This is a genomic window from Rouxiella chamberiensis, assembly GCF_026967475.1.
GTDB lineage: Bacteria > Pseudomonadota > Gammaproteobacteria > Enterobacterales > Enterobacteriaceae > Rouxiella > Rouxiella chamberiensis.
This window is the reverse complement of sequence record NZ_CP114058.1, coordinates 3,096,424-3,110,398: the sequence shown is the minus strand read 5'-3', so window position 1 is coordinate 3,110,398 and position 13,975 is coordinate 3,096,424. Positions and strand designations below refer to the sequence as shown.

Genomic DNA, 13,975 nt, shown 5'->3' with positions numbered 1-13,975 from the left:
TAACCGTCAGTTCTTTCATGGAGATGATAAGCGACAGATGAAGAAAGCGACCAGTGCCGCGAAGTTCAGGCGTCAGGAAGATAAAGCCAGCTTTATAAGCTGGCGTTTTGCGTTGCTGTGCGGAGGTATTCTTCTGGCGCTGCTCGGCCTGATGCTGCGTGTCGCCTATCTGCAGGTCATCAATCCCGACAAACTGGTGAAAGAGGGCGATCTCCGCTCCCTTCGCGTGCAGACCATTCCGACCTCGCGCGGCATGATTAGCGACCGCGCCGGTCGACCGCTCGCGGTCAGTGTGCCGGTCAACGCTATCTGGGCCGATCCCAAAGAGGTGAACGAGCATGGCGGGATCACGGTCGACAGCCGCTGGAAGGCGCTGGCCGATGCGCTCAACATCCCGCTTGATCAGCTGACCTCCCGCGTCAATACCAATCCGAAAGGCCGTTTCGTCTATCTTGCACGTCAGGTCAATCCCGCCATTGGCGATTACATTCGCAAGCTGAAACTGCCCGGCATCTTCCTGCGGCAGGAATCGCGTCGTTACTATCCGGCAGGGCAGGTGACCGCCCATGTGATTGGCGTGACCAATATCGATGGCGAAGGGATTGAAGGCGTTGAAAAAAGCTTCGATCGCTGGCTCACCGGTCAGCCGGGCGAGCGACACGGTACGTAAAGACCGCCGTGGCCGCGTGATTGAAGATATCTCTTCTCTGGACAGCCAGGCCGCCCACAATCTGGTGCTGAGCATCGATGAACGTTTGCAGGCGCTGGTTTACCGTGAACTGAACAACGCCGTCGCCTTCAACAAGGCAGAATCAGGGACCGCCGTGCTGGTCGATGTGCAGACCGGCGAAGTGCTGGCGATGGCCAACAGCCCGTCCTACAACCCGAACAATCTCGCCGACACCCCGAAAGAGAGCATGCGTAACCGCGCGATTACCGATATTTTCGAACCGGGTTCGACGGTAAAACCGATGGTCGTCATGACCGCGCTCAAACAGGGCGTCATTCGCGAGAACAGCGTATTAAACACCCTCCCGTATCGCATCAACGGCCATGAAATCAAAGACGTGGCGCGTTATGCCGAACTCTCAATCACCGGGATCCTGCAAAAATCGAGTAACGTCGGCGTTTCCAAGCTGGCGTTGGCGATGCCGTCCTCCGAGCTGGTAGAAACCTACTCGCGCTTTGGACTGGGTAAACCGACCAATTTGGGACTGGTTGGGGAAAGCAGTGGCTTATATCCCAAAAAACAACGGTGGTCTGACATAGAGAGGGCCACCTTCTCATTCGGCTACGGGCTGATGGTAACGCCGCTCCAGCTGGCGCGAGTCTATGCCACGATTGGCAGCATGGGCATTGCCCGTCCGCTGTCGATTACCAAGGTCGACCCGCCGGTTTCCGGTGAACGCGTCTTCCCCGAACCTCTGGTTCGCACGGTGGTGCGCATGATGGAAAGCGTGGCCCTGCCGGGCGGCGGCGGCGTGAAGGCAGCCATCAAGGGCTACCGCATCGCGATTAAAACGGGTACGGCGAAAAAGTCGGGCCTGACGGCAAATACGTCAATAAATACATTGCTTACACGGCGGGCGTTGCGCCTGCGAGTAATCCGCGATTTGCACTGGTGGTGGTCATCAACGATCCCCAGGCGGGTAAATACTACGGAGGTGCGGTTTCTGCACCGGTATTCGGCGCCATTATGGGCGGCGTACTGCGCACGATGAACGTCGAGCCGGATGCCCTGCCCACCGACGTAGGCAATGACATGGTCAATAATCATAAAGAGGCTTCAGGTGACAGATCGTAATTTACGCGACCTCCTGGCACCCTGGGTGAGCAATGCCCCCACGCGGTGTTAAAAGACATGACACTCGACAGCCGTACTGCGGCTGCGGGCGATCTGTTTGTCGCGATTTCAGGCCATTCAAGCGATGGCCGTCACTATATTCCTCAAGCTATCGCACAAGGTGTCAGTGCGGTAGTGGCAGAGGCGCAGGGACAGGCCGAACACGGCGCTGTCAGCGTTCAGCACGGCGTGCCCGTGGTGTATCTGCAAAATCTGAATGTCTTGCTTTCCGCCATTGCCGGACGTTTTTACGGGCAACCGGGTGAGGCGCTGCGTCTGGTCGGCGTGACCGGCACCAACGGTAAAACCACGACTACGCAACTTCTGGCGCAGTGGGCACAGTTGCTGGGCGAAACCAGCGCCGTGATGGGCACCGTCGGCAACGGCCTGCTCAATCACGTCGTCCCTGCCGAAAACACCACGGGGTCTGCGGTGCAGGTGCAGCAGCTGCTGGGCGATTTGGTGCAGCAGGGCGCAACCTTTGCCGCGATGGAAGTGTCGTCACACGGATTGGTCCAGCACCGCGTGGCTGCGCTGCCGGTTCGCGGCGGCGGCCTTTACCAATCTCAGCCGCGATCACCTGGATTATCACGGGGATATGCAGCAGTACGAAGAAGCAAAATGGCTGCTGTTTTCCTCGCACCAGAGCGCGCGGAAAATCATCAACGCCGACGATGCGGTCGGCCAGCGCTGGCTTGCCAAACTGCCGGACGCCGTCGCGGTCAGCATGGAAAACAGGCTGCCTGCCAACTGGACAGGTCACTGGCTGTCGGCCAGTCAGGTGAGTTATCACGACAAGGGCGCCACCGTCGAGCTGGACTCCAGCTGGGGCAAAGGCACACTTGAAAGCCGTCTGATGGGCGCGTTCAACGTCAGTAATCTGCTGGTCGCGCTCGGCACCCTGCTTGCGCTCGATTATCCGCTGGATGCGCTGCTCAAGGCCGCGCCAAGTCTGCAACCGGTCTGCGGCCGTATGGAAGTGTTCCACGCGCCGAATCGTCCGACGGTAGTGGTCGATTATGCCCACACGCCCGACGCGCTGGAAAAAGCGCTGGCGGCTGCGCGTCTGCACTGTACCGGTCAACTGTGGTGCGTGTTTGGCTGCGGTGGCGATCGCGACAAGGGCAAACGTCCGCTGATGGGCGGCATCGCCGAACAGTACGCCGATCGCGTCGTGATTACCGATGACAACCCGCGCAGCGAAGACTCCCGTGCGATCATCAACGATATCCTCTCCGGTCTGCTTGATGCAGGTCGCGCGCAGGCCATTACCGGTCGCGCAGAAGCGGTCACCAGCGCCATCATGCAGGCGGGCGAAAACGACGTCGTGCTGCTGGCCGGTAAAGGCCATGAAGATTATCAACTTGTTGGCACTCAACGTTTCGACTATTCGGACCGCCTGACCGCCGCGCGTCTGCTGGGGGTTATGGCATGATTTCGGTTTCCTTGAAGCAACTGACCCGTATTCTGAATGCCGAGCTGATTGGCGACGACGTGCAGATAGATGCCGTCACGACCGATACGCGTCAAATCACGGCGGGTTGTCTGTTTATCGCCCTGAAAGGCGAGAATTTCGATGCCCATGACTTTGCTGCCGACGCAATCAACGCAGGCGCTGCGGCGCTGATTGTCAGCCAGCGTCTGCCGGTAAATGCCCCGCAGTTGCTGGTTGCCGATACACGCATTGCACTCGGAAAACTCGGTGCCTGGGTGCGTGAACAGGTGCCTGCCCGTGTCGTTGCGCTGACCGGTTCTTCCGGCAAGACCTCGGTAAAAGAGATGACCGCGGCGATTCTGCGCCAGTGCGGCAACGTGCTTTATACCGCCGGCAACTTCAACAACGATATCGGCGTGCCGCTGACCTTGCTGCGCCTGACGCCGGAGTATGATTTCGCCGTGGTCGAACTCGGTGCCAATCATCAGGGCGAAATTGCCTACACCACGGATTTGACCCGTCCGCAGACTGCGCTGGTGAATAACCTTTCTGCGGCGCATCTCGAAGGTTTTGGTTCGCTGGCAGGCGTTGCGCAGGCCAAGGGCGAAATTTTCGAAGGCCTTCCTGCCGACGGTATCGCGATTCTCAATGCCGATAACAATGACTGGCCGCACTGGCAGGCGCGTATCGGCAACAAAACCGTCTGGCGCTTCTCACCCGATGCTGCCGAAGGCGTGGATTTCTATGCCCGCAATGTGCAGGTCGGCGCTTCTGCGACCACCTTCACGTTGCATGCTCCCGTCGGCCAGATAGACGTCAGTTTGCCTCTGCCCGGCCGTCACAATGTGGCCAATGCACTGGCGGCAACGGCGCTGGCACTGTCTGTCGGCGCAACGCTCGACGCGGTACGCGACGGACTGGCGACACTGCAGGCCGTGAAGGGACGTCTTTATCCCATCAAACTGGCCGAAGGCAAGACGCTGCTCGACGACAGCTATAACGCCAATGTCGGTTCAATGACCGCCGCGGCGCAGGTGCTGGCCGATCTGCCGGGTTACCGCGTGATGGCGCTGGGCGACATGGCCGAACTGGGCAATGAAAGCGAAGCCTGTCATCGTCAGGTCGGCGAGGCGATTCGTCTGGCCGGCATCGATAAAGTCCTGACCGTGGGTCATTTCAGTCGCGCGATAAGCGAGGCGAGTGGCTGCGGCGAACATCTTGAAGATAAAGCGGCTGTAACAGCCCGTTTGGCCAGCTTGTTATCTGAACACGCGGTAATTACCGTTTTAATTAAAGGTTCACGTAGTGCCGCGATGGAGCAGGTAGTACGGGCGTTACAGGAGAATGCAACATGTTAGTTTGGCTGGCCGAGCACTTGGTCAAATATTATTCCGGCTTTAACGTCTTTTCGTATCTGACGTTTCGCGCCATTGTCAGCCTGCTGACGGCCCTGATTCCTGTCACTCTGGATGGGGCCTCGTTTGATTACCTATCTGCAGAAGTTGCAGATTGGTCAGGTCGTTCGCCACGACGGTCCCGAGTCGCATTTCAGCAAGCGCGGTACACCGACGATGGGTGGCGTGCTGATTCTGTTCTCGATCACCGTATCGGTGCTGATGTGGGCTTATCCATCAAACCCTTACGTGTGGTGCGTACTGTTTGTACTGATTGGTTACGGCGCGGTGGGGTTTGTCGATGACTATCGCAAGGTCGTGCGCAAGGACACCAAGGGGCTTATCGCCCGCTGGAAATATTTCTGGCAGTCGGTTATCGCGCTGGTCGTCGCGTTTGTCATGTACGCCGTGGGCAAAGATACGCCCGCGACCGAACTGGTGGTGCCGTTCTTCAAAGACATCATGCCGCAGCTTGGCCTGCTTTATATCCTGCTGAGCTACTTCGTGATTGTGGGAACCAGCAATGCGGTTAACCTGACCGACGGCCTCGACGGCCTGGCGATTATGCCGACCGTCTTCGTGGCCGCCGGTTTTGCGCTGGTCGCCTGGGCAACCGGCAACATGAATTTTGCCAACTACCTGCACATTCCGTATCTGCGTCACGCAGGCGAACTGGTTATCGTCTGTACGGCGATTGTCGGCGCGGGTCTGGGCTTCTTGTGGTTCAACACCTATCCGGCGCAGGTCTTTATGGGCGACGTCGGTTCACTGGCGCTCGGCGGCGCGCTCGGCACCATCGCCGTGCTGCTGCGTCAGGAATTCCTGCTGCTGATTATGGGTGGGGTGTTCGTGGTGGAAACGCTGTCGGTCATTTTGCAGGTGGGTTCATTCAAACTGCGCGGCCAGCGTATTTTCCGCATGGCGCCGATTCACCACCACTATGAATTGAAAGGCTGGCCGGAGCCGCGCGTTATCGTGCGCTTCTGGATTATTTCGCTGATGCTGGTGCTGATTGGCCTGGCGACGCTGAAGGTGCGTTAATCATGACTGACTATCAGGGTAAGAAAGTGGTCATTATCGGGTTGGGGCTTACGGGCCTCTCCTGTGTTGATTTCTTTATTTCACGCGGTGTAACCCCGCGTGTTATCGATACCCGTGTCAGTCCGCCGGGACTGGACAAGCTGTCGGAAAATATCGAGCGCCATCTGGGTTCTCTCAACGAGAGCTGGCTGCTGGACGCCGACCTGATTGTCGTCAGTCCGGGCATGGCATTAGCCACGCCAGCACTGATTGCGGCCGCAGAGGCGGGCGTTGAAATCGTGGGCGATATCGAGCTGTTTTGTCGTGAAGTGACCGTGCCTATCATTGCCATCACCGGTTCCAACGGCAAAAGCACCGTGACCAGTCTGGTCGGCGAGATGGGCAGGGCGGCGGGATGGCGCGTTGGCGTGGGCGGCAACATCGGTCTGCCGGTGCTTGGCATGCTCGGCCAGGACTATCAGCTGTTTGTGCTCGAATTGTCCAGCTTCCAGCTGGAAACCACACACAGCCTGAAAGCGGCAGCGGCGACGATTTTGAACGTCACCGAAGACCATATGGACCGCTATCCGTTTGGTTTGCAGCAGTACCGCGCCGCCAAGCTGAAGATTTATGAAAACGCCAGGCTGTGCGTGGTGAACGCAGACGACGCGCTGACCATGCCCGTTCGCGGGGCAGATACGCGCTGCGTCAGCTTTGGCGTTGACGTCGGCGATTATCATCTTAACCAGCAGCAGGGCGACATCTGGCTGCGGGTGCGGGGTGAAAAGATTTTCAATACCCGTGAAATGCCGCTGACGGGCCGTCACAACTATACCAATGCGCTGGCGGCGCTGGCATTGGCCGATGCGGTGGGCATTCCGCAGGCGTCGAGCCTGAAAGCGCTGACCACCTTCACGGGACTGGCGCATCGTTTCCAGATTGCCCTTATCCATAACGGCGTGCGCTGGATTAACGATTCGAAAGCGACCAACGTCGGCAGTACCGAAGCCGCCTTGAATGGTTTGCAGGTGGAAGGCACGCTGCACCTGCTGCTCGGCGGTGACGGCAAGTCGGCCGACTTCACGCCGCTGCTGCCTTATTTGAAGGGTGACAAGATTCGCCTGTACTGTTTTGGCCGCGACGGTGCCGAACTGGCCGATCTGCGTCCCGACGTGTCCACGCTGTTCGAGACGCTGGAGCAGGCCATGCGCGATATCGCGAAGAAAGTCACCTCGGGCGACATGGTGCTGCTGTCTCCGGCCTGTGCCAGCCTCGATCAATTCAAGAATTTCGAACAGCGCGGCGATGTCTTTACCGCGCTTGCCAAGGAGCTGGGTTGATGCGTATTCCCGGATTAGCCATGTTCGGTCGTCTTGGCTCGAAAGCCAACGACTGGGTGATGGGCGCAAAAGAGAATGACAGCCCGACGCTTGTGCTTTACGACCGCACCTTGCTGTGGCTGACCTTTGGTCTGGCGATCGTCGGTTTTGTGATGGTGACCTCGGCGTCGATGCCGATAGGCCAGCGTCTGGCGAACGATCCGTTCATGTTTGCCAAACGTGATGCCATATATCTGGTGCTGGCGTTTATTCTCGGGCTGATTACGCTGCGCGTGCCGATGATGGTGTGGCAGAAATACAGCAACGTGCTGCTGTTTATCTCCATCATCATGCTGCTGGTGGTCTTGGTGGTGGGAAGCTCGATCAACGGGGCATCGCGCTGGATTTCACTCGGCCCGCTGCGTATTCAGCCCGCCGAGTTCTCCAAGCTGTCGCTGTTCTGTTATCTGGCCAGTTATCTGGTGCGCAAGGTAGACGAAGTACGCAGCAATTTCTGGGGCTTCTGCAAGCCGATGGGCGTCATGGTGATTCTGGCCGTGCTGCTGCTGGCCCAGCCCGACCTCGGTACGGTGGTTGTACTGTTTATTACCACGCTGGCGATGCTGTTTCTGGCGGGGGCAAAAATGTGGCAGTTCCTGGCGATTATCGGCTCGGGCGCGTTTGCGGTTTGCCTGCTGATTGTGGCCGAACCGTACCGTATGCGCCGCGTCACGTCGTTCTGGAATCCGTGGGCCGATCCGTTCGGCAGCGGTTACCAGCTGACCCAATCGCTGATGGCATTCGGTCGTGGAGAATTCTGGGGCCAAGGTCTTGGAAACTCAGTACAAAAGCTGGAATATCTTCCGGAGGCGCACACCGACTTCATCTTCTCGATTCTCGGTGAGGAGCTAGGCTATTTCGGTGTGGTTTTAGCACTGTTAATGGTATTCTTCGTCGCTTTTCGTGCCATGTCCATCGGACGTCGCGCACTTGAGCTGGACCAGCGTTTTTCCGGCTTTCTGGCCTGTTCGATTGGCGTGTGGATAAGCTTCCAGGCGCTGGTCAATGTAGGTGCAGCGGCCGGAATGTTGCCGACCAAAGGTCTGACACTGCCGCTCATCAGTTACGGCGGTTCCAGCCTGCTGATTATGTCGACGGCTATCACGCTGTTGCTGCGAATTGATTATGAAACGCGTCTGGCGAAAGCGCAGGCGTTTGTAAGGAGTGCCCGATGAGTGGCAAGACCCGACGTTTAATGGTGATGGCAGGCGGTACCGGAGGTCATGTGTTTCCCGGACTGGCCGTGGCGCATCATTTAATGGCGCAGGGCTGGGAAGTTCGCTGGCTCGGAACGGCCGACAGAATGGAAGCGGATCTGGTTCCGAAACACGGAATCGACATTGATTTCATAAAAATCGCCGGAATTCGTGGGAAAGGTCTGAAAGCGAAACTCAGCGCCCCCATTCGCATATATCATGCGTGGCGTCAGGCGAAAGCCATCATGCGACGCTTCCAGCCCGATGTGGTGCTGGGGATGGGCGGATACGTTTCGGGGCCGGGCGGTCTGGCGGCCTGGTCGTGTGGAATCCCCGTGGTACTGCATGAGCAGAACGGGATTGCCGGACTCACCAACCGCGGGTTGTCACGCATTGCGACCACCGTGTTGCAGGCGTTTCCGGGCGCATTCCCGAAAGCGGCCGTTGTCGGTAACCCGGTGCGCACCGACGTGCTGGCCCTGCCGCTGCCCGATGCCCGTTTTGCCGGGCGTGAAGGCAAGATTCGCATTCTGGTTATCGGCGGCAGTCAGGGCGCGCGCGTCCTGAATCAGGCGATGCCGAAGATTGCCGCACTGCTTGGCGACCGCGTCACGATTTGGCATCAGGTCGGCAAGGGCGCGCTGGAGTCAGTCAATCAGGCTTATGAAGAAGCCGGACAGACACAGCATAAAGTGGCCGAGTTTATCGATGATATGGCCGAAGCCTATGCGTGGGCCGATGTTGTCGTCTGCCGTTCGGGCGCGTTGACCGTCAGCGAGGTCGCGGCCGCAGGTTTACCGGCTATTTTTGTGCCTTTCCAGCACAAGGATCGCCAGCAGTACTGGAACGCACTGCCGCTTGAAAAAGCCGGTGCGGCAAGAATTATCGAACAGAAAGATTTCAATGCCGGTGCCGTGGCCGACATTCTGGCCAGCTGGGATCGCCAGAGTCTGCTTGAGATGGCGAGAAATGCCCGCGCCGTTGCCATTCCCGACGCAACGGAACGCGTTGCCGCCGAAGTGGTCGCAGCCAGTCTCAAGTGACAGTAGATAAATGAATGAAGCACCGCGGGCGGTTTGCCGTCATCGGTCCATTAAATGAAAAGGTTTAAGAGAAACGTGAATACACAACAATTGGCGAAACTGCGTACCTTCGTGCCCGAGATGCATCGCGTCCGGCACATACACTTTGTTGGCATCGGTGGTGCCGGCATGGGTGGTATCGCCGAAGTGTTGGCCAATGAAGGCTATCAAATCAGTGGTTCAGATCTGGCACCCAATCCGGTGACGCAGCAACTGTCTGCGCTCGGCGCGACGATTTACTTCAACCATCGTCCCGAAAACGTGCTGGACGCCAGCGTCGTCGTGGTGTCGACGGCTATCTCTCCCGATAACCCGGAGCTGATTGCCGCAAGGGAAGCCCGTATTCCCGTGATCCGCCGCGCCGAGATGCTGGCCGAGCTGATGCGTTTTCGCCACGGCATTGCCGTCGCCGGTACGCACGGCAAGACCACCACTACGGCGATGGTCACCAGTATTTATGCCGAGGCCGGACTGGATCCGACCTTCGTCAACGGCGGTCTGGTCAAGGCCGCGGGCACCCATGCGCGTCTTGGCTCGAGCCGTTTCCTGATTGCCGAAGCCGATGAAAGCGATGCGTCATTCCTGCATTTGCAGCCGATGGTGGCAATTGTGACCAACATCGAAGCGGATCACATGGACACCTATCAGGGTGACTTCGAGATCCTGAAGCAGACCTTTATCAATTTCCTGCACAACCTGCCTTTCTATGGTCGCGCAGTGATGTGTATCGACGATCCGGTGATTCGCGAGCTGTTGCCGCGCGTTGGCCGCCACGTCACGACTTACGGCTTTAGCGAAGATGCCGATGTGTTTATCGAAGACTATCGTCAGGTAGGGTCGCAGGGGCACTTCACCGTGCGCCGTCAGGACAAGACACCTATCGAGGTGATGCTGAATTCACCGGGTCGCCATAACGCGCTGAACGCCGCGGCCGCGATTGCCGTTGCGACCGACGAAGGGATAAGCGATGACGCCATTCTGACTGCGCTGGCCGGTTTTCAGGGCACGGGACGTCGTTTCGATTTCCTTGGCGAATACCCGCTTGAACACGTCAACGGCAAAAGCGGCAGCGTGATGCTGGTTGACGATTATGGTCATCATCCGACCGAAGTCGACGCCACCATCAAGGCGGCGCGCGCCGGTTGGGAAGACAAGCGTCTGGTGATGGTCTTCCAGCCGCACCGTTATACGCGAACGCGCGATCTGTATGAAGATTTCGCCAACGTGCTGTCGCAGGTCGATTTGCTGGTAATGCTCGATGTCTATGCAGCGGGCGAAACCCCGATTCCGGGCGCTGACAGCCGTTCGCTGTGCCGCACCATTCGCGCGCGCGGCAAGCTGGACCCGATTCTGGTGTCCGATATCGACGCGGTGCCGGGCATTCTGGCTCCCATCCTCGACGCCAATGATCTGATTCTGGTGCAGGGCGCGGGAAATATTGGCAAGGTGGCTCGCAAGCTGGCCGATCAAAAGTTACAGGCGGCCAAAAAGGGAGATGAGCACTATGTCTAATGCAATCAATACACAATCAGGCAAAGCTGACAAAGTCGCAGTCCTGTTTGGCGGCACTTCCGCCGAGCGCGAGGTTTCACTGCAATCGGGCGCTGCCGTGCTGGCGGGCCTGCGTGAATCCGGCATCGACGCGCACGCGGTCGATACCAAAACGTTTCCCGTGACCCGTCTGAAAGACGAAGGTTACGACAAGGTCTTTATTGCGCTGCACGGTCGCGGCGGGGAAGACGGCACGTTGCAGGGCGTACTCGAGCATCTCGACCTGCCTTACACCGGCAGCGGTGTCATGGCGTCGGCGCTGACCATGGACAAATTCCGCACCAAGCTTGTGTGGCAATCGCTCGGCCTGCCGGTGTCACCTTTTGTGGCGCTGAATAAAAAGCAGCTGGCCGAAGCAGGGCAGGGCGCCTTGCGCGCACGTATCGATGCGCTGGGTCTGCCGCTTATCGTCAAGCCGAGCCGTGAAGGCTCGAGTGTCGGCATGAGCAAGGTCAATGCCCCGGAAGAGCTGCTGCCCGCGCTGGAAGAAGCTTTCCGCCATGATGACGACCTGCTGGTCGAGCAGTGGCTGAGCGGTTCCGAATATACGGTGGCTATCGTTGGCGATAAAGTCATGCCGTCGATTCGCATTCAGCCGGCCGGCATCTTCTATGACTATCAGGCGAAATACATCTCCGACGAGACACAGTATTTCTGCCCGAGCGGCCTTGATGCCGAACAGGAACAGCAACTGGCCGACCTGGCATTGCAGGCCTATCGCGCACTGGATTGCAGCGGCTGGGGACGCGTTGATGTCATGCAGGACGGCGAAGGTCGCTTCAACTTGCTTGAAGTGAATACATCACCCGGCATGACCAGCCACAGTTTGGTGCCGATGGCCGCCAAACAGGCGGGACTCAGTTTCCCGCAGCTGGTTGCCCGTATTCTGGAGCTCGCCGACTGATATGTCTCAAGCTGCCCTAAATGCACGAGAGCGTGCGACGAAGGCTGAAAGCCAAGGCCGTCGCAGTAATGGCAGCCAGCTCGCAGGCATGCTGTTCCTGCTCATGGTGCTGGCCACCATTGGCTGGAGTGCCTGGGCGGTACTGAGCTGGATGGACGACGCCAAGCGTCTTCCGCTGTCTGAACTGGTGGTGACAGGCGATCGTCACTACACCGGCAATGACGACATTCGTCAGGCCATATTGTCGCTGGGCGAGCCCGGCACCTTTATGACGCAGGACGTGAACGTCATTCAGCAGCAGATAGAACGTCTGCCGTGGATAAAGCAGGTCAGCGTGCGCAAGCAGTGGCCGAATGAACTGAAGATTCATCTGGTGGAATACGTTCCGGTCGCGCACTGGAACGATCTGCACATGGTAGACGCCGAAGGCAAGGCGTTCAGCCTGCCGGCCGAGCGCGTCGTGAAGCAGAAAATGCCGATGCTGTACGGTCCGGAAGGCAGTGAACAGGATGTATTGCAAGGTTATCAGACTCTGAGTCAGCAGCTTGCCGCCGCGTCTTCGGTCGGGAAGTTTACGGTGAAGTCCGTCTCGATGACGGCGCGTCATTCCTGGCAGGTCACGCTGGATGACGACATTCGCATCGATTTGGGAAGAGACGATCGTAACGGACGTCTGCAACGCTTCATCGAGCTTTATCCGCGACTGCAACAGCAGGCGGAGGCTGACAACAAACGTATCAGCTATGTTGATTTGCGTTACGAGAGCGGCGCGGCAGTAGGTTGGGCCCCGGCGTTTATCGAACAGGACGGCACGGATGCACAGAAAGCCGGCCAGCAAAACAACACTCAGCAAAACAACAAGCAGAATCAGGCACAGGCTAAACAACAATGATCAAGTCGACGGACAGAAAACTGGTAGTTGGGCTGGAGATCGGTACGGCAAAGGTAGCTGCACTGGTAGGGGAAGTTCTGCCCGATGGCATGGTCAATATTATCGGTGTGGGAAGTTGTCCTTCACGGGGCATGGACAAGGGCGGAGTGAATGACCTCGAATCAGTCGTAAAATGCGTTCAGCGCGCGATTGATCAGGCCGAGTTAATGGCGGACTGCCAGATTTCCTCTGTTTACCTTGCGTTGTCCGGTAAACATATCAGTTGCCAGAATGAAATAGGGATGGTTCCTATTTCAGAAGAGGAAGTAACACAGGAAGATGTAGAGAACGTGGTGCATACCGCTAAATCGGTACGCGTACGTGACGAACATCGCGTGTTGCACGTTATTCCTCAGGAATACGCTATCGACTATCAGGAAGGCATCAAGAATCCGGTCGGACTGTCCGGCGTGCGCATGCAGGCCAAGGTTCACCTGATTACCTGCCACAATGATATGGCGAAGAACATCGTCAAGGCGGTCGAGCGCTGTGGTTTGAAAGTCGATCAGCTGATTTTTGCGGGTCTGGCTGCAAGTTATGCGGTATTAACCGAAGACGAACGTGAGCTAGGCGTTTGTGTCGTGGATATCGGCGGCGGTACTATGGATATAGCCGTTTATACTGGCGGCGCGCTGCGCCATACTAAAGTTATTCCGTATGCGGGTAACGTCGTGACCAGCGATATCGCCTACGCCTTCGGCACACCGCCGACCGACGCCGAAGCCATCAAGGTTCGCCACGGTTGCGCGCTGGGATCGATTGTCGGCAAAGACGAAAATGTCGAAGTGCCGAGCGTGGGTGGACGTCCGCCGCGCAGTTTGCAGCGTCAGACGCTGGCCGAGGTTATCGAACCGCGCTACACCGAATTGCTGAATCTGGTCAACGACGAGATTTTGCAGTTGCAGGAACAACTACGCCAGCAGGGCGTAAAACACCATCTGGCCGCCGGTATCGTATTGACGGGCGGTGCAGCACAAATTGATGGTCTGGCAGCCTGTGCGCAAAGGGTATTCCATACCCAGGTGCGTATTGGTCAACCGTTGAACATCACCGGGCTGACAGATTATGCGCAGGAACCCTACTACTCAACGGCGGTAGGACTTCTGCATTATGGTAAAGAGTCTCACCTGAGCGGTGAGGCAGAAGTGGAAAAACGCGCCTCAGTGGGCAATTGGTTCAAAAGAATCAATAGTTGGCTGAGAAAAGAGTTTTAATGTTTCAACAACGGGATCATAGTGGA

9 protein-coding genes and 3 pseudogenes are annotated in these 13,975 nt (G+C 57.8%); all 12 read left to right on the top strand.

The genetic code is table 11. The features are described from left to right. Nucleotides 1-37 precede the first annotated feature (37 nt). The 12 genes and pseudogenes from O1V66_RS21925 (at nucleotide 38) to ftsA (ending at nucleotide 13,949) form a co-directional block, all read left to right on the top strand. Nucleotides 38-670 carry a hypothetical protein gene (locus O1V66_RS21925; protein WP_414058391.1) on the top strand — a complete coding sequence of 211 codons (633 nt, stop codon included), beginning with the start codon at nucleotides 38-40 and terminating at the stop codon, nucleotides 668-670. Next, nucleotides 591-1,804 (top strand): annotated as a pseudogene (gene ftsI / locus O1V66_RS14425) (peptidoglycan glycosyltransferase FtsI). Before O1V66_RS21925 ends, ftsI begins: the two are co-directional and overlap by 80 nt. Continuing rightward, a pseudogene (murE, locus tag O1V66_RS14420) lies at nucleotides 1,791-3,278 on the top strand (UDP-N-acetylmuramoyl-L-alanyl-D-glutamate--2,6-diaminopimelate ligase). Before ftsI ends, murE begins: the two co-directional pseudogenes overlap by 14 nt. Continuing rightward, the gene (gene murF, locus O1V66_RS14415; protein ID WP_045048486.1) at nucleotides 3,275-4,636 is read left to right on the top strand and encodes a UDP-N-acetylmuramoyl-tripeptide--D-alanyl-D-alanine ligase; all 1,362 of its coding nucleotides are present in this window, start codon (nucleotides 3,275-3,277) and stop codon (nucleotides 4,634-4,636) included. The pseudogene murE and the gene murF overlap by 4 nt, the downstream one beginning before the upstream one ends. Beyond that, nucleotides 4,630-5,713, top strand: a pseudogene (gene mraY / locus O1V66_RS14410) (phospho-N-acetylmuramoyl-pentapeptide-transferase). The gene murF and the pseudogene mraY overlap by 7 nt, the downstream one beginning before the upstream one ends. A gap of 2 nt (nucleotides 5,714-5,715) precedes the next feature. Beyond that, nucleotides 5,716-7,032, top strand: a complete 1,317-nt coding sequence (gene murD, locus O1V66_RS14405; RefSeq protein WP_045048488.1) for a UDP-N-acetylmuramoyl-L-alanine--D-glutamate ligase — start codon at nucleotides 5,716-5,718, stop codon at nucleotides 7,030-7,032. After that, a complete protein-coding gene (gene ftsW, locus O1V66_RS14400; protein WP_045048489.1) occupies nucleotides 7,032-8,246 on the top strand; it encodes a cell division protein FtsW in 1,215 nt (404 codons plus the stop codon). The genes murD and ftsW overlap by 1 nt, the downstream gene beginning before the upstream one ends. Next, entirely contained in the window at nucleotides 8,243-9,310 is a 1,068-nt protein-coding gene (murG, locus tag O1V66_RS14395; protein WP_045048490.1) for an undecaprenyldiphospho-muramoylpentapeptide beta-N-acetylglucosaminyltransferase, read from the top strand. The genes ftsW and murG overlap by 4 nt, the downstream gene beginning before the upstream one ends. A 75-nt stretch (nucleotides 9,311-9,385) precedes the next feature. Then, the gene (gene murC / locus O1V66_RS14390; protein WP_045048491.1) at nucleotides 9,386-10,861 is read left to right on the top strand and encodes a UDP-N-acetylmuramate--L-alanine ligase; all 1,476 of its coding nucleotides are present in this window, start codon (nucleotides 9,386-9,388) and stop codon (nucleotides 10,859-10,861) included. Next, the gene (locus O1V66_RS14385) at nucleotides 10,854-11,804 is read left to right on the top strand and encodes a D-alanine--D-alanine ligase (protein ID WP_045048492.1); all 951 of its coding nucleotides are present in this window, start codon (nucleotides 10,854-10,856) and stop codon (nucleotides 11,802-11,804) included. Before murC ends, O1V66_RS14385 begins: the two co-directional genes overlap by 8 nt. A gap of 1 nt (nucleotide 11,805) precedes the next feature. Continuing rightward, the gene (gene ftsQ / locus O1V66_RS14380; RefSeq protein WP_045048493.1) at nucleotides 11,806-12,696 is read left to right on the top strand and encodes a cell division protein FtsQ; all 891 of its coding nucleotides are present in this window, start codon (nucleotides 11,806-11,808) and stop codon (nucleotides 12,694-12,696) included. Continuing rightward, entirely contained in the window at nucleotides 12,693-13,949 is a 1,257-nt protein-coding gene (gene ftsA, locus O1V66_RS14375) for a cell division protein FtsA (RefSeq protein WP_009634688.1), read from the top strand. The genes ftsQ and ftsA overlap by 4 nt, the downstream gene beginning before the upstream one ends. The last annotated feature ends 26 nt before the right edge of the window (nucleotides 13,950-13,975 follow it).